General features: G+C 55.2%; 18 protein-coding genes and 1 tRNA gene. 6 read left to right on the plus strand and 13 right to left on the minus strand.

The window, feature by feature from the left end:
* Positions 1-217: 217 nt before the first annotated feature.
* Positions 218-1,090, plus strand: coding sequence for a CGP-CTERM sorting domain-containing protein (locus tag PFER_RS11895; RefSeq protein WP_052696220.1), 873 nt, complete (start codon positions 218-220; stop codon positions 1,088-1,090).
* 90 nt (positions 1,091-1,180) lie between these two features.
* On the opposite strand, the gene PFER_RS09215 is transcribed toward PFER_RS11895, so the two are convergent.
* A tRNA-Met gene (locus tag PFER_RS09215) sits at positions 1,181-1,285 on the minus strand.
* A gap of 115 nt (positions 1,286-1,400) precedes the next feature.
* On the opposite strand from PFER_RS09215, the gene PFER_RS09220 reads away from it, so the two are divergent.
* The gene (locus PFER_RS09220) at positions 1,401-1,556 is read left to right on the plus strand and encodes a 50S ribosomal protein L40e (RefSeq protein WP_048151409.1); all 156 of its coding nucleotides are present in this window, start codon (positions 1,401-1,403) and stop codon (positions 1,554-1,556) included.
* Here the strand turns inward: PFER_RS09220 and PFER_RS09225 are convergent, their stop codons facing one another.
* The gene (locus PFER_RS09225) at positions 1,557-1,883 is read right to left on the minus strand and encodes a PadR family transcriptional regulator (protein ID WP_048151411.1); all 327 of its coding nucleotides are present in this window, start codon (positions 1,881-1,883) and stop codon (positions 1,557-1,559) included. It abuts the gene before it with no gap.
* A 167-nt stretch (positions 1,884-2,050) separates the two neighbouring features.
* Here PFER_RS09225 and PFER_RS09230 point away from each other — a divergent pair, with 167 nt between their 5' ends.
* Positions 2,051-2,263 carry a winged helix-turn-helix transcriptional regulator gene (locus tag PFER_RS09230; protein WP_048151414.1) on the plus strand — a complete coding sequence of 71 codons (213 nt, stop codon included), beginning with the start codon at positions 2,051-2,053 and terminating at the stop codon, positions 2,261-2,263.
* 6 nt (positions 2,264-2,269) lie between these two features.
* Here PFER_RS09230 and PFER_RS09235 read toward each other — a convergent pair whose 3' ends face one another.
* From PFER_RS09235 to minD, 7 genes are all read right to left on the minus strand, one after another.
* Positions 2,270-3,457, minus strand: coding sequence for a hypothetical protein (locus tag PFER_RS09235; RefSeq protein ID WP_245612532.1), 1,188 nt, complete (start codon positions 3,455-3,457; stop codon positions 2,270-2,272).
* A gap of 74 nt (positions 3,458-3,531) precedes the next feature.
* Entirely contained in the window at positions 3,532-4,557 is a 1,026-nt protein-coding gene (locus PFER_RS09240; protein ID WP_048151415.1) for an L-threonylcarbamoyladenylate synthase, read from the minus strand.
* Positions 4,558-4,597: 40 nt separating this feature from the next.
* Positions 4,598-5,497, minus strand: coding sequence for a glycosyltransferase family 4 protein (locus PFER_RS09245; RefSeq protein WP_342666394.1), 900 nt, complete (start codon positions 5,495-5,497; stop codon positions 4,598-4,600).
* A complete protein-coding gene (locus PFER_RS12605) occupies positions 5,394-5,633 on the minus strand; it encodes a hypothetical protein (protein ID WP_342666395.1) in 240 nt (79 codons plus the stop codon). Before PFER_RS12605 ends, PFER_RS09245 begins: the two co-directional genes overlap by 104 nt.
* Before the next feature lie 38 nt (positions 5,634-5,671).
* The gene (locus PFER_RS09250) at positions 5,672-6,715 is read right to left on the minus strand and encodes a cell wall-binding repeat-containing protein (RefSeq protein ID WP_048151417.1); all 1,044 of its coding nucleotides are present in this window, start codon (positions 6,713-6,715) and stop codon (positions 5,672-5,674) included.
* Between the two features lie 259 nt (positions 6,716-6,974).
* The gene (locus PFER_RS09255) at positions 6,975-8,441 is read right to left on the minus strand and encodes a DUF7411 family protein (protein ID WP_048151419.1); all 1,467 of its coding nucleotides are present in this window, start codon (positions 8,439-8,441) and stop codon (positions 6,975-6,977) included.
* Positions 8,442-8,573: 132 nt separating this feature from the next.
* A complete protein-coding gene (gene minD / locus PFER_RS09260) occupies positions 8,574-9,314 on the minus strand; it encodes a cell division ATPase MinD (RefSeq protein WP_048151421.1) in 741 nt (246 codons plus the stop codon).
* Between the two features lie 111 nt (positions 9,315-9,425).
* Here minD and PFER_RS09265 point away from each other — a divergent pair, with 111 nt between their 5' ends.
* Entirely contained in the window at positions 9,426-11,240 is a 1,815-nt protein-coding gene (locus tag PFER_RS09265) for a PINc/VapC family ATPase (RefSeq protein ID WP_048151423.1), read from the plus strand.
* 21 nt (positions 11,241-11,261) lie between these two features.
* On the opposite strand, the gene rlmD is transcribed toward PFER_RS09265, so the two are convergent.
* The 3 genes from rlmD to PFER_RS12305 are packed head-to-tail and all read right to left on the minus strand — an operon-like array spanning position 11,262 to position 13,185.
* Positions 11,262-12,524 (minus strand): 23S rRNA (uracil(1939)-C(5))-methyltransferase RlmD, encoded by a 1,263-nt coding sequence (rlmD, locus tag PFER_RS09270; protein WP_048151680.1) that lies wholly within the window; start codon positions 12,522-12,524, stop codon positions 11,262-11,264.
* A gap of 34 nt (positions 12,525-12,558) precedes the next feature.
* Complete coding sequence (locus PFER_RS09275; RefSeq protein WP_084593948.1) at positions 12,559-12,999, minus strand: PIN domain-containing protein; 441 nt, start codon at positions 12,997-12,999, stop codon at positions 12,559-12,561.
* Between the two features lie 9 nt (positions 13,000-13,008).
* Positions 13,009-13,185, minus strand: a complete 177-nt coding sequence (locus tag PFER_RS12305) for a hypothetical protein (protein WP_170218366.1) — start codon at positions 13,183-13,185, stop codon at positions 13,009-13,011.
* 115 nt (positions 13,186-13,300) lie between these two features.
* Here PFER_RS12305 and PFER_RS12220 point away from each other — a divergent pair, with 115 nt between their 5' ends.
* Positions 13,301-13,477: a zinc ribbon domain-containing protein gene (locus PFER_RS12220; RefSeq protein ID WP_245612539.1), complete on the plus strand. Its 177-nt coding sequence runs from the start codon at positions 13,301-13,303 to the stop codon at positions 13,475-13,477.
* Positions 13,478-13,496: 19 nt separating this feature from the next.
* Here PFER_RS12220 and PFER_RS09280 read toward each other — a convergent pair whose 3' ends face one another.
* Complete coding sequence (locus PFER_RS09280; protein WP_048151428.1) at positions 13,497-14,711, minus strand: aminotransferase-like domain-containing protein; 1,215 nt, start codon at positions 14,709-14,711, stop codon at positions 13,497-13,499.
* A 71-nt stretch (positions 14,712-14,782) separates the two neighbouring features.
* Here PFER_RS09280 and gyaR point away from each other — a divergent pair, with 71 nt between their 5' ends.
* A complete protein-coding gene (gyaR, locus tag PFER_RS09285) occupies positions 14,783-15,787 on the plus strand; it encodes a glyoxylate reductase (protein WP_048151431.1) in 1,005 nt (334 codons plus the stop codon).
* Positions 15,788-15,816 lie beyond the last annotated feature (29 nt).

A 15,816-nucleotide genomic window follows, 5' to 3' on the forward strand; every position in this document is an offset into this window, starting at 1 on the left:
GGACGCTTGTATTATAGTTTCCTGCTTTTGAACTTCTTTCTGTTTTTAATTGTTTTTTATAAAGGATTTTGCGGCCCAATATTGTTATTTCTCCACCTCTTTAGAAACTTATAAATACTTTGAAAACAGTTACAGATAAGACCTGCTTAACCCCTTGGTCCTTCTAACTCAAGGGGGTTCTTGGGTTGGCGGTCGAAAAGGTTGGGAAGGGAGCATTATGAAAACCCCTATTTTTTCCCGAGACCGGCGTTCCAAAGCCTGGAGAAAAAAGATTAGAAAGTCCATAATCGGCGTGGTAATAATCCTGTTTTTGAGCTTGACGATTATCCAAGTGCATGCCCAATCGGACGCAGGAGTAAAGATTGAGTGGGAGAAGACCTTTGGAGGGAACGGTGAGGACTTTGCCTATTCCATCCAGCAGACTTCCGATGGTGGCTACATAATAGCCGGTGCTACAAATTCGTTCGGTGCTGGTTACTATGACGTTTACCTGGTCAAGATTGACTCAGCGGGTAACCTCCAATGGGAGAAGACCTTCGGTGGAGAGGGGATGGAGGGTAAGCATGATTCCATTATCAAACCTATGGTTGATGTTCGGCAGACTACGGACGGGGGGTACGTGGTGGTCAGCTACACGTACTCGTTCGATGCAAACTACAAGGACGTTTATCTGGTCAAGACTGACCCTAACGGGAACCTTCAGTGGCAGAGGACATTTGATGCTGGTGGTTTTGAGGAGGGTCATTCCATCCAGCAGACTACGGATGGGGGCTATGTAATAGCTGGGTTCACGGACTCCTTCGGTTCAGGCGATGATGATGTCTACGTGATCAAGCTCTCGCCTGGCGGCCAAGGGGGCACAACTTCTACGGTTCAAACCCAAACAAGTTCGTCCCCGCAAACGGAGACATCAACTAACTTTCCGACCAGTTCGCCAAGCACAACTCAGACCGGACCCTACCCTTCGCCTTCACGCACCACTTCGACTTCAGAATCTTCGAAGGGGGTGACTTTTAGCGTCACCTGCGGTCCGGGACTGATTGCGCTCTTCCCGCTTCTTCCACTTTTCTGGAGAAGGCGGAGGAAGTAGGCACTTTTTCATTTTATTCCTTTACTACTCTTTCCGCACTAAAAGACGCAGTGTCCTAGAAAAGTGCCATCAGAATTCGAAGCGTATTAGTGCCGGGGCGGGGCTTTGAACCCCGGACCTCTCGGTTTCTCAGGCTCCCCCGAAGGGAAGCGGCCCTATGAGCCGAGCGCTCTGACCAGGCTGAGCTACCCCGGCACGCCCGATATAGCTCGCGGGGATTTATTTTTAAATTTTTCGCTTTCCCTCTCCACAAAGTTTAAAAACGCCTTCCGTTAAGAGGTGAATGTCTCAAGATCACGGAGGGATTACAATGGCGAGATTCCCGGAAGCTGAAGCAAGGCTCTTTAAGAAGTACGTCTGCCTCAAGTGCGGCGCCACAAACCCGTGGAAGGCCAAAAGGTGCAGGAAGTGCGGTTACACCAAGCTCAGACCAAAGGCAAAAGAGCCGAGGGGAGCTGGTCGCTGATCACTCCCTCAAATTCTTTGCCATATTTTCGATGAACTTAATCCCCTCTTCGAGAAGCTTTTTCCCCTCGTCGGTAAGCTCGTAGTACTTCCTCGACGGTTTTCCAGTCTCGCTCTCCTGCCAGTGGGCGGTAACGTAACCATCCTTCTCGAGTTTGTAAAGAACCACGTAGGAGCTCACGGTGGCGGGCTCGAAGTTAAAGCGCTCCTTTATCTTCGCTTTGAGCTCGTAAGCGTACATCGGCCTCTCCTTCAGGAGGCTGAGGATGTATATCCAGAGAACTTCCTTCGTCAGCTTTTCTTTAAGCCTGTCCATCGGGCTTGTCATTTATATCACCCTCGATGATACATATTTCACAAAGCTAGAACCTTTTAACCACATAAATATTTTTCGTTTATGGTCTTTAAACATTTTTTGGTCGTAAAACTTGCCTCTATCGGAAACCTTATAACCCCGCACGGAGAGCCGAATACGGTGGTGTGAAATGAGGGGGGATGGAGTTTGCTTTACCCCGTTCCGCGCTGAAGGTTCTCACGGCCCTGGAGAAGTTGGGCCCCGCCTCTTCTAAGGAGCTGTCGGAGAAGGCTGGAATGTCCGAAAGGACCGTCCGCTACGCCCTTGGCATTCTGAAGGAAAAAGGAATTGTGGAGGAGCTCTACCTCCTGGGGGACACAAGGAGGAGGACCTACCGCCTCAGGGTTATGTAGGGGGGGCTAAAACGAATTCGTTATCCCCTCTGCCCCGTACAATTTTTTGAGGATGTCGTCACTCACGGCGCTCTCAAGGACCCTCTCCGCGATATCGAAGGCCTTCAGGAGGTCTCCCCGTCTGAAGTAGAACCTGAGCTGGTCAATGGCCTCCAGGAGCTCAACACTCTTCTTCGTTGAGGCGATATACTGGAGGATGGCCTCCCTTATACGTATCTTGTACTCGAGCTTCGGCGTCTCCTGGAGTATCTCCCCGTATATCTTTATGGCCTCCTTGAGCTTGCCCACCCCCACGAGGGTTACCGCCATGAGCATCATCTCCTCGTAGGCCTTGTGGTATTCGCCCGAACTCCTGTGGCTGGTTATGAGCTGGTTGAGCATCCTCGACGTGTTGATTCCTATTAACTTTGCCCTGCTCGTGTTGTTGCCGAGGAGGTATGCGTAGAGGGCTTCCACGAGCGTGCGGACCATTTTCTCCAGGTCTCCATTGGCGTAGGCGAGCTTGCTGGCAGTTTCGTAGTTTTTACCAGCGGTTTCGAGCATCTCGGTGAAGTGGACGTCGTATCCAAAGAGGTCCTTCACGAAGAAGCCTATACGTTCAAACACGCGGGCCGCGTCCTCGTACTCCTTGTTCGCGAGATGCTCCTCTGAGATTTTGCCATAGATGTCTATGAGCTTGCTTGCGACCGATTTAATGCCCTCTTCGTCCTTTATCATCTTGTAGTGCCTGTAAGCTGCTTCGTAAGCCACTATCGTTGAGTCAAGGTCGTCGTTTGCAAGGTAGGTCTCTCCAAGCTCCTCGTACATCTTGGCGAACTCGCGCGCGTACCTCTCGAAGTTCTTAGTGTCCCCGATGAGCGTGAAGTTGTCGAGGACGTTAATACAGAAATTCTCGAGGTTCAGGAGGTCAACCTCGGGCTTCTCTATCTCGGCGCTTATTAAATCAAGGTACAGGGAGGCGCTCTTGATTAGGAAGGGCTTTGCCTTGTCCTTCAGAGGGGGGATTGAGAGCAACGTCAGACCGACCTGCTTGAACACCCTCGCGGCATCGCCTATATTGCCGCCCTCCTCGTACTTCTTCCCGGCCTGGATGAGGAGTTTTATGCCTTCCTTCTTCTCGCCTTCCTTGAATTTCTTATGGGCTATGCTCTCAAGGTCTTCGGGCGCCCTCGGGGAAAGTGAAGAGATGGCCAAAGTCAATCACCTCTAGCTAGGGGATTTCACCGATGTACATAAATTCCTGTTCTTGAGTTTAGGTGCCGGGAGTATTAAACCTTTACTACTTTGTAGCCAGCTGCTTTTCGGAGCCTGTTCATCACCGCGAGCCCCAAACCCCTCTCCTCGATGCCCTCGGCTATTATTATCTCCACGCCCCGCTTGTCGAGCTCCCTCAGTGCCTTGAAGAGGTTTCTGGCGACTTCTTCCTCGCTCCCGCCGAGGTCAAAGAACTCGTCTGCCTCGTAGGTCCCTCCCGTTGCCATAACCCCAACGCGCTTTCCTTCCCCCTTGAAGGAAGCGACGAGCTCGCTTATCTTCTCGTGAACCCGCTCCCTCTTCCCCTCCACGACTATGACGTCCGCACTGGGGGAGTAGTGCTTGTACTTCATTCCCGGCGCCTTGGCGAGGTCAACCTCCTTCCCCCTCACCGCAGGGTGTATTAGAACCTCCCCAACGGCCCTCTCTATCTCCTCGAGAGGAAGACCACCGGGCCTCAGCAGAACCGGAGGCCAGCTCGTCAGGTCTATTACCGTACTCTCCACCCCTATGAAGGTCTCGCCGCCGTCAACTATGCACGCTATCTCTCCATAGAAATCGTCAATCACGTGTTCAGCGAGGGTTGGACTCGGCTTTCCGCTTATGTTGGCTGACGGGGCAGCTATGGGCCTCCCGCTGGCCCTTATGAGGGCGAGGGCTATCTCGTGGGAGGGCATCCTAACGGCCACGCTGTCGAGTCCCCCTGTTGTCTCCTTCGGCACTCCCCCGGCCTTCGGAAGCACGATTGTTAGGGGCCCGGGCCAGAAGCGCTTCGCTAAAAGTTCCGCCTCCTTCGGAACCTCCCGCGCGAGCTCATAAAGCCCCTCAAAATCCGCTATGTGGACGATTAGGGGATTGTCAGCTGGTCTTCCCTTGGCCCTGAATATCTTTAGGACTGCCTCCCTGTTGAGTGCATCCCCGCCGAGGCCGTAAACGGTCTCCGTTGGAAAGGCAACGAGCTCTCCCTCGCGTATGAACCTCGCCGCTACCCTTATCCTTCTCGCGTCAACTCCCTCTCGCATGTTTATCACGACAGTCACGCCCACCACCACAATCCGTTGGACGGGGCCTATTAAAAAGTTAGTGTCCGGAAACCAGCGAGGCGTAGAGGCTTTCGAGCGCGGAAACGCTCTCCTCCCATGAGTAGCGTTTTGAAAGGGCCCTCCCTATGCGTCCGGCTCTCTCCCTTGCGGCCGGGTTTCTGAGGTAGTACTCCACTGCCCTGACCAGCTCTCCCGTGTCGCCGAAGAGCAGGCCGTTCTTGCCGTCCCTCACGAGCTCCGGCAGGGCGCCGACCCTACGCGCCACCACGGGGACTTCGGCCCTGTTGGCCTCGAGCACCACCAGTCCGAAGCCCTCCCTTCTCGAAGGCACAACAAGGAGCTTTGAACGGCCCAGGAACTCCTCCACATCCCGCCTGTAGCCGAGGAACTCCATGTTGGGGGGAGCGCGCTCCTCGAGAACTCTCAGCGGCCCATCGCCGAGTACCAAGAACCTCTCCTCTGGAAAGTACTCCGCCAGTTTAAGGAAATCGTCGAGCCCCTTGTAGCTTCTCAGGGCGCCAACGAACGTTACGAACTCCCTCTTTTCATTTTTCTCTCCCAAAACAGCCACTCCGTTGGAGATAACCTTAACCTCGTGTGCACCGAGGGAGATGGCCTTGAGGGCCAGGTAGTGGCTCACGGCAACCACTGCATCCGCCCTTATCAGGCTCTCCTTGACGAAGAAACGGCCGAGGGGGAGCTTTGAGGTGAACTCGAGGTCGCTGCCGTGCGCGGTAACGACAAGGGGGGCATCAATCCTCTCTCTAGCGAGAACCGCGGAGTAGCTCGTCGTCCCCACGAAGTGGGCGTGAACAACGTCGAAACCGTACTCCTTATGGAGCTCCACTATCTTCTTTGAGGCCAGAAGAGCGAAGCTCGTCCCCCTGAGGCCGAAGACGGGGGGGCACCCTAACCTGGTGCACGAAGTCCCTCTCAAAATCCCTGACCTTCACAGGCCCGTAGGTTAGCACGTGGACCTCGTGCCTTTTCCTCAGGAGGGCAACCACGCTGTCGAGGTGGTTCGCGACCCCGCCGCCGTGAGGGGGATAGTGGCCCACCATCAGTATCCTCATGGCCTAAAAATTGGGGAAAGAACATAAAAGGGTTGCCTTCACGGGCGGTGATTGCCCCCCGGGTTCTGGGGCGGGCCGTGGGATTCGCGGCCGCGCGCGTACCTTCCCCTGATGTCCTTCTTGAGGCTTTCGAGCTTCTGGGCGGCTTCTCCGTAGCGGCCGCTGTTTATGAGGCTTTCTATCTCCGCTATGAGACTCTCAAGGTCTGAAATGTCCCTGCCGTTTGCCTCGAGGGCCTTAACAATCCACTTGAGGCGCATGAGTTTGAACTCGAGGCCGTGCTTCCCGCTTCCCTGGAACGTGCTCCTCATTATATCGAGGTTCCTCTTCCTGACAACGTCCGCGTAGCCCTCCGCCGTCAGCGCTAGGATGTACGCCTCCTGGTAGTCCCCCCTTTCGTAGGCACTCCTTGCCCTTTCGAGGAGCTCCTTCGCCTTCTCCAGCCTTTCCTCACTCCTATCGTCGTAGGCGGAGAGCTTTATCAGGGCTTCCTCCGCCTTCGTTATGGCCCTCGCGGCCAGATTCCGGGAGGGAGGCACGTTGACGAGTGCCACATCCACACCTCTCTCTTCGAGGGCCTTTGAGACGTTTGAGACTGTGGAAATTCTCCCGAAGAGCGGTTCGCCCTTCTTCCCGGCCAGCAGGAGAATCTCAACCTCCCCCGCTCCAATAGCCTCAACGACGCTGAGGGCGACCTCCCTAAAAGACTCGGCCCCCATGTCCACGAAGAGAACAATGCTCCTACCCGGGAGCTGAGATTTCATGAGGCCGTATGCCGCAGGGTTTCTTCCCTCTATGAACACAACGCTCTTAACACCTTCGAGGGCGCTTGGAAAGCTGTTTTTAAGGCCAGTGAAGACGGCGTAACTGGTCTCCTCCCTGTTGCTGCCGCCCCAGCGCATTACCTCAACGCCCGCCGTCGAAAAGTCCTCCTCGTACTCCGGCGGAACCGCCACGGTGCCCCCTATGACTATGACGAGGTCCGGCTCCTCCTTGAGGACTTCCATCGTGACCTCCGGGCTGTAGGTTCCCCACTCCGTGGTTATTACATTCGCCCCGAGGAGCCCCCCCCACCACCTCACCCATGGCGCTGTCGGCGGGGTTATCGCTTGTGAGCACCACCACTCTCCGTACTTCCTGGGTGAGGACGTTTGGTACGGGTATGAGCGTTAAAACGAACAGCAGGGCGATGAGTTTTTTCCACATATACACCACCTCTCGATTCTACTTTTTGTAAAAAGCTCTATTTAAGCCTTTTTCACGAAATCGTTTACTCAAACCTTTCCGTTCAGCCAGGGGAGCGTGGGAACGTTAAAAAAAGTATGGAATCGTTTATTAACGTTAATTCTGCCCTGTGGGGCCTTTGATTCTTCCGGGAAGTGGCGAGAAAGTTTCCCTGAAAAGTTTCTCGGAGTAGTCCCTGAGGGAAAACCCATGCCTCTTAGCCACCCTCCGGAGGAGCCTCTGGGAGTGGCTCCCGTACTGGCACGCCTTCTTCTCCCGCATCGCGAACTCCTCGGGAAGGCCGAGTTCCAGGGCCACATCCCTGAGAATCTTCTTCCTGACGCCGCTGGCTATCTTGAGCTCCAGGGGCAGGCCAAGAGCTATGCCGACCACGTTGGGGTCGAGGTAGGGGAAGCGGCCCTCCACGGAGTTGAGCATTGCTATCTTGTCGTCCCTCTCAAGGTTTCTGCTCCAGAGGTTCTCGACGTCTTCCTCCATTAGTTCTGGCCTCTCAAGGTACTTCGCGTAGCCCCCGAAGAGTTCATCCGCTCCCTGCCCGCTGAGGAGGACCGAATCCCCGTTCTCACGGGCGAGTTTCGTAGCAAAGTAGAGGGGTATTCCAATCGCGAGGTTCATTGGATTGGGCTCCTCTATGGCGAAAATTACCCTTTTAGCGGCCTCCTCCACCTCGTCCTCCTCGAAGAGGTACTCCCTCAGGGGCAGGCCCAGGGCGTCGCTTGCCCTACGCGCCCACTCGACGTCGGGGCTGTTCTCTTCTCCAGCGGTGTAGAGACTCACGTCACCGTACTTTGAAGCGATAAGGGCGAGCAGCGAGCTGTCCAGCCCACCGGAGAAGAGCACAGCAACTTCCCCCGGTGTTCTCAGCCTAACCGCGTACTCCAGCGCCGCTTTAAGGCTCTTCCTCGCGTTGCAGCCCCTCCGGGCAAGGTCTTTTGGATGGAGAAGACGTTTTCTTACGACGCTCTTTCCATCGAGGACGACCAGTTCGCCGGGTAGAACGGGATGGGCCTCCTCCCCTACCGCCCACAGCACCTTCCTCTCGGAGGCGAAGAACCCCCTTGGGGAGAAGTGGAGGGGCCTTATCCCTATGGGGTCGCGGAAGAGGTATATCTTTGTCCCATTGGTTATCGCGACCGCGTAATCACCGTTGAGCATGACCATGGCCCTTCTCACTGCCTCCTCCATTCTGAGCCCCTTCTCGAGCAGGTACTCGATGAGGCGGAGGATTACCTCCGTATCAACGTCGCTCTCGAAGGAGACGCCCCTCCCCTCCAGCCATTCCCTGAGGGGCACGTGGTTGTATATCTCGCCGTTGTGAACGAGGGTTAGGTCGTTGAAGAAGGGCTGTGTGAACCCCTTTGAGCCTGTCATGGCAAGACGGCACTGGAGGATGCCTATCCTGCCGTCGGGTATCTCCCCCACGCGTGAGAAGTCGGGGCTCTTGAGAACTCCCTCATCGGTCCACACGCCGAACGAATCCTTCCCCCTGTGCTTTCCCGCTTCGATCATGCGGATGAGCTTTGGTTTGAGGTGCTCGCCCAGTCCTCCCGCTATCAGGCACATCTCTCTCACCACATACCATCTCTCCCCATCACAAAAAAGGGTTTCTCCGGCCCTTTTGTTTGGAAGTTCAGCGTTTACAGGGATTTTATGAAAAGTATGGGACCGCAAACCCCGAATCCTGAAAAGTGTTCATCAGTACATTACCCTCGCCTTGAAGCCGGATATCCTCTCTATCTCCTGCGCGAGGGCCATGAATGCCTTGGCCCCATCGGAGGTGGGCTTGTACGCCACAACTGGGATTCCCTCCAGGGTGGCCTCCCTGACGGCCGGATCCTCGGGTATGACCGCGAGAAGAGGGACTTCCATAACTTCCTCCGCCGCGTCCGGCGGGATGTCGTTCGAGCTCCTGCCGTATCGGTTCAGCACAAAGCCGAGCATCGCGAGTCCGGCCCTCTTCAGAACTATTCCCACCTTCATGGTGTCGGTCATGCACGATATCTCGGGGTTCGTGACGAGTAAAACTTCCTCACCGCTCAGCATCGCACTCATGGCGTCAACCTGAAGGCCGGCGGGGCAGTCTATCAAAACGTAATCAAACTGCTCCTTAAGGGGTTTTATCACCGAGGGAAGGCCGCGAGGGTCGGCTTTCATAACGTGTTCCCAGTCAATGGCGGCGGGGATTACGTGAACGTTCTCAAAATCGGGAATCGCGTAGATGGCATCCTTTATTTCCGCGGTTCCTATGAGTACATCATGTATCGTTACACTTGCATCATCGAGGCCCATAACGAGGCTTAGGTTTGCCATCGTGAGATCTCCGTCAACGGCAACAACACTCTTCCCCAGCTTTCCCAGGGCCACCGCAAGGTTCGCCGTCGTCGTGGTCTTCCCAGTTCCCCCCTTTCCCGATACGATGGAGATAATCTTGCCCATTCTCTCACCACACATTATGTAGCGGCCTCATCGTTTTAATAAGTTTCCATCATCAGGATTGTGCTAACCTTTATAACTCCCTCGAGGTAGTGCCCATTAGAGGTGAGGATTATGGAAGTCATCGTTCCGGATACTAGTGTCATTGTTGACGGCAGGCTCACGCAGTACCTGCGGGAGCTCGGCGAGAGGGTTAGGGTAGTCGTTCCCGAGGCCGTTGTGGCGGAGATAGAGCACCAGGCAAACGAGAAGAGGGCTATAGGTCACGTCGGCCTCGAGGAGCTCAAAAAGCTTCGCGAGATGGCGGAGAAGGGGGAGATTGAGCTCGAATTTTACGGGGAGAGACCGGAGCTCTGGCAGATAAAGCGTGCTAAATCGGGCGAGATAGACAACATGGTTAGAGAGGTGGCCATGGAGCTCAAAGGGATACTTCTGACGGGTGATGCCGTTCAGAGGGACGTGGCAATAGCCAAGGGTATACGCGTTATCTACCTTGAGGCCAGAAGGGAAGTCAGGCACCGCCTCGAGGACTTCTTCGATGAGAACACGATGAGCGTCCACCTCAAGGCAGGGGTCGTGCCCATGGCCAAGAAGGGCAGGCCCGGTGAGTGGCGCCTTACTCCCCTGCGGGAGGAACCCCTCACGGACGATGAAGTTCACGAGATCGCGGACGACATAGTGGAGAGGGCAAGGAGGGACCCGGAGAGCTTCATAGAGCTCGATGCCGAGGGGGCAACCGTAGTTCAGCTCAGAAACTACCGTATAGTCATTGCGAGGCCGCCTTTTGCAGATAGGATTGAGATAACCGCCGTGAGGCCCATAAAGAAGCTCTCCATAGAGGACTACCACCTCAGCGAGAAGCTCCTCAAGAGACTAACGGAGAAGGCTGAAGGTATACTCATAGCCGGTGCGCCCGGAGAGGGTAAGAGTACCTTTGCACAGGCCCTGGCGGAGTGGTATTCATCTATGGGCAAGATAGTGAAGACTATGGAGAAGCCGAGGGACCTCCAGGTTGCGGAGGAGATAACGCAGTACACCGCCCTTGAGGGGAAGATGGAGCTTACGGGTGATTTGCTCCTCCTCGTGAGGCCGGACTACACGATATACGACGAGATGAGGAAGACGAGGGACTTCAAGATATACGCCGACCTCAGGCTGGCGGGAGTTGGAATGGTTGGCGTGGTGCACGCGACCAAACCGATAGATGCAGTTCAGCGCTTCATAGGAAGGGTCGAGCTCGGAATGATACCCCAGATAGTGGACACGGTGCTTTTCATCAAAGCCGGAAAGGTGGAGAAGGTTCTGAGCCTCGAGTACAAGGTCAAGGTTCCGAGCGGCATGACGGAGGAAGACCTCGCGAGGCCCGTGATAGAGGTCAGGGACTTCGAGAGCGGCGAGCTGGAGTACGAGATTTACACCTACGGCGAGGAGATAAGCATAGTTCCGGTCAAGAAGAAGGGAGAGAAGGCCCCCGCCCTTAAGCTGGCCGAGAGGAAGCTCCGCCAGGAGATAAAGCGCTTCCTTCCGGATGTTTACACCGAGGTGGAGCTCGTGAGCCCGCACAGGGCGGTTGTGTACGCGGACGAGTTTGACATCCCGACCATCATAGGCAAGAAGGGCAAGAGAATAACGGAGCTGGAGAAGAAGGTGGGCATAAGCATAGACGTCAAGAGCTTCGAGGAGAGGGCCATGGAGGAGGGCCCCAGGGAGAAGATTCCGGTGGAAATCGAGGAGAAGAAGAGGCAGTTTGTCCTGAGGGTGAGCAAGGACTTCGCGGGCATGCCCATCAAGTTCTACGCCGGGGAAGACTACATCTTCACGGCCACCCCGAGCAAGAAGGGCCTCGTCAAGGTAAACAGGAACACCCCGATAGGCAGGGAGCTTGAGCGCATCGTAAGGGAAAACCTCGAGGTATGGGCTAGCATTTGAGGGCTTTCCGAGAGGTGGCCCTTACCTCCTCACCAGCTTTATCACCGCCTCGACGTGGGGCGTGTGCGGGAACATGTCCACTAAAACGGCCTCCTCAACGCGGTAGGCCTTCTTCAGGTGGTTCTCGTAGTCGAGCCTGAAGGCCCTAGGGTTGCACGAGACGTAAACCACGTTCTCAACTCCGCTTTTGATGAGGAGTTCCGCCGCTTCTTTCAGCCCCTTACGCGGCGGGTCAACTATCACGGTGTCGTACTCTCCGATGAGAGTTTCCTCCGCTCTCCCGACGTGGAACTCGGCATTCACCCCGTTAAGTTCGGTGTTTTTCTTCGCCATTTCCACCGCAAAGGGGTTGACTTCGACGCCTTCAACCTCGAAGCCCCTCTTCGAGAGGTAAACACCAAACGTCCCGACGCCGGCGTAGAGGTCGAGAACCTTCTCCCCCTCCGTAAAGTCCTCCACGGCCTTAAGGAGCAAGGGTAAGGCGTAGCTGTTGGTCTGGAAGAAGCCCTTGGGGTGGATAAGGTAGGTAACGTCCTCAGCCCGCTCGCGGATGTACGGTTCTCCAGCCACCAGTTGCGCATCACCGCGCGGGTCGTCCCTTTCATCCCTCTTAACGCTCCAGTAGAGAGAATCAGCGAAGGAAAAGTAGTCTTTAAACGCCTCCAGAACCTCTTCTTGAGGCTCAACGTGGGCTATTATGTTTACCATGACGTCTCCAGTGAACTTGCCCTCCCTCACCTGGAGGTAGTGCACCTCCCCGGTTCTTCTCCTTAAATCCCATGGCCTTAGGCCGGTCTCGCGGAGGAAGTCCCTCAGGGCGCGCAGATACCCGGGAGTGTGCTTCGAGAAGACGGGGCATTCTTCAAGGTTTTCCACCTCCAGGGGCGCGCCGTACTTCTTCAGCCCGATTCCGGAGGTGGTCACTATGAAGTTGCTCACGTTTCGGAAGCCCCACACCTTGGGCGAGCCCTTAATCTCGGCGCTTATCCCTGTGGCCCTCTCGAAGAGCCCTCTCTTGAGGCGCAGCTGTTCCTTATACTTCAACCCCTGCCAGAGACAGCCGCCGCAGGTTCCGAAGTAAGGGCACCTCGCCCCCTGGCGGAGGGGGGACTCTCCAAGGAGCTCGAAGTCAAGGGCTATTTTTCTCCCGAAGCGGCGCTTCGTTCTCTTAACCTTCACCCTATCGCCCGGATATGTGAAGGGGACGTAAACCTCACCGTCTCCGCCCCTCAGAACCCCGAGACCGTCGTTGCTCATGCCCTCGATTTTCCCCTCGTGCCTCATGGTCTTGAGTACGGGCAGGGGTTTAAGAGGGTTCTCATGGGACAATTTCAACTTCATCTATGTCCCTAAAATCTTCATCGAAAGTCGCTATTCCCTTTACTCCGTTAACGGCGCACGTTGCCAGAATCTGCGCGTCTTTGGGCATTAGGCCGTAGGTTACAGCATAGAGTTCAACGAGTCCCGGACTTGAAACGTCATCAATGAGTTTTATGTTGAACTGGAAAACGAGGCTTAAAACTGAGGTGAACGCCTCTCTGATCAGTGCTTTCCCCTCATCACTCTTTAGAAAGCGCTTCACATCGTACCTGTTCTTGATGCCCCTTCTATCCGAGATCAGCTTTCGAAGAGTTACATAAACTGCCTCTTCGAGGGCAGCGAAGGACGTCACAAACTCACCTCTGTGTGCCTCAAGCACACTCTCGGCTCTCTTTGTTAGAGGGGGTCTGAAAGAGATAGTTGTAGAAAACGTTCGCATCAACGTAAATCAACGCCCGGCCTCCTCGGCGTAGGATTCAAGCTCCTCAACCGTTGCCTTTCCAAGCATTCCCGGGTAGACCTTCGTTCTCATAGCTTTCGCTAGCAGTTTTGCATCCATCTCTATGAGATTCTTAAAGAGCTCCAGATCAACGTCTGGGGGTACCTTTATCTTCACCTCACCCATTCTCCCACCAAAATATTTTCCCCTGCTGGAGTATTAAAAGTTTCGCCGTATGCCCTTGACGGACGATGGGAGAACTTATTTATACCTTCTACGGATAGTAACCATGGTGATTGCTGTGGAGAGAAGACAGCTTAAGTGTCCCCTCTGCGGGGGGATAGACTTCCAGGTCGAGGAGGGCAAGCTCGACAGCAAGTGGGGTTTTACGGCACACAAGGTCAAGATAGTTATCTGCAAGAACTGCGGCTACGTCATGATGTTCTACAAGGGAAGGACGATATGGGATTTCGACTGAAGTGAAGAAAAGAAAAGGCTCAGAACTTCTCGTGGTAGAGCTCTGCAAGCCTCTTTATCCCTTCCTTTATCTCCTCTTTGCTCGGCCGTGAGAAGTTGAGCCTTATGGCGTTTCTACCGCTCTCGTCGGTGTAGAACGGCTTACCAGGGACAACAACGACACCCTTCTTCTCCATAAGCTCCTCGGCGAAGGCCATTCCGTCCGCTCCTTCTGGCAGGAACAGCATCACGAACATTCCCGCGATTGGCCTGGTGAATTCTGCCTCCGGGAGGTGCTCTTCGAGGGCCCTGAGCATCGCGTCCCTCTTCTCCCTGTATCCAGGGAGGCCCTGCTTGAGGTGGTACTCCTCAAAGTAGCCCCTCCTGAGATACTCAAGGGCTATGTACTGGGAAATCGTTGGAGCGCAGAAGTCTATCGGGGACTTCTCCATCAGGATTTTCTGCTTTACTTCCCCGTGGGCTATTATCCACCCAACGCGGAAGCCCGTGCCGAGAACTTTGCTGAGGGTTCCAGCCACTATCACCCTGCCCTCCCCGTCCATAACCTTGAGTGGAGTCGCCTCACCCTCGTAGCGCATGAAGTTGTAGGCCGAGTCCTCCACTATCAAAAGGTCGTACTCGCTCGCGAGCTCAAGAAGGTGCTTTCTCCGCTCTTTGCTCATCGTAACGCCCATGGGGTTCTGGCCGGTGGGGATGGTGTATATGAACTTCACCTTGACTCCCTTCTTCTTCAGCTCCCTGAGCTTCTCTTCAAGAAGGTCTGTCCTCATCCCCTCGCCGTCAACCGGAACTCCATAGACCTTTGCCCCCAGCTGCTCGAAGGCTAAAAGTGTGTTTATGTAACTCGGGTTCTCGGTTATCACGACGTCACCGGGGTCTATGAGAACCCTTCCAAGGAGGTCGAGGGCGCCTGTTCCCCCAACGGTTATGATTATATCATCCGGAGAAACACTGTACCCCTCGTATTTTTCAAGGAACTTCGAGATTTCTTCCCTCAGCTCGGGGATTCCGTTGGCTGGAGTGTACATGACGGAGGCTGGAACCTCCCTAAGTATTTCTTTCGCAAGCTCTCCGAGGACTTCCCTCGGGATGAGGTTCGGGTCTGGGTCGCCGGCCGAAAGGGAGATGAGTTCCCTTCCCTTGGCTCTGAGCTCGGCGGCCTTCTTCATAACATCGGCGAGGGCCGAGCCTTTAATCCAATTGGCCCGCCCCGCGAGAAACTTGTCGTACTCCATGAGAACCACCGATTAAAAATCGCCCCGAAACTATTAATAGCTTACCCTCATCAGAACGTTAAGGTGAGAGTATGAAGCCGAAGGTCTTCATCACGCGCAGGATTCCCGAGAACGGGATAGAAATCTTGAAGGGGCACTTCGAGGTTGAGGTCTGGGAGGACGAGCATGAGATACCAAGGGAAGTCCTGCTTGAGAAGGTTCGTGATGTGGATGCGCTCGTCACGATGCTGAGCGAAAGGATTGACGCCGAGGTCTTCGATGCCGCACCGAGACTCAGGGTAGTGGCCAACTACGCCGTCGGCTACGACAACGTTGACATCGAAGAGGCGACCAAACGCGGAATCTACGTCACCAACACACCCGACGTCCTAACGAACGCCACCGCGGACTTTGCGTGGGCACTCTTACTCGCAACCGCCAGGAGGCTCGTTGAGGGGGATACCTTCGTCCGCTCAGGCGAGTGGAAGCGAAAAGGTGTCGCCTGGCACCCCCTCATGTACCTCGGCCACGACGTCTACGGCAAGACCGTCGGAATAGTCGGCTTCGGAAGGATAGGCCAGGCGATAGCGAGGAGGGCAAAGGGGTTTGGAATGAGAATCCTTTACAACGCCCGCTCAAGAAAGCCAGACGTCGAGAAGGAGCTCGGAGCGGAGTTCAGGCCCCTTGAAGAGCTCCTTAAGGAGAGCGACTTCGTTGTATTGGCGGTTCCGCTCACGAAGGAAACCCACCACATGATAAACGAGGAGCGCTTGAAGCTCATGAAGCCGACCGCGATACTCGTCAATATCGCACGCGGCAAGGTAGTGGATACGGGGGCGCTCATCAAGGCCCTCGAGGAGGGCTGGATAGCTGGAGCAGGCCTGGATGTCTTCGAGGAGGAGCCCTACTACAACGAGGAGCTCTTTGCTTTGAAAAACGTCGTTCTGGCACCGCACCTCGGCAGCGCTACCCATGGAGCGAGGGAGGGAATGGCAGAGCTCGTTGCGAGGAACCTCATAGCCTTTAAGAACGGCGAAATACCGCCGACGCTGGTAAACAAAAAGGTCTTAAACGCCAGGAAGCCAGGATTTGAGTGATTCTACCCTTTTACCCGTGGGCTTAATGG

It is taken from the genome of Palaeococcus ferrophilus DSM 13482, assembly GCF_000966265.1.
GTDB classification, from domain to species: Archaea; Methanobacteriota_B; Thermococci; order Thermococcales; family Thermococcaceae; genus Palaeococcus; species Palaeococcus ferrophilus.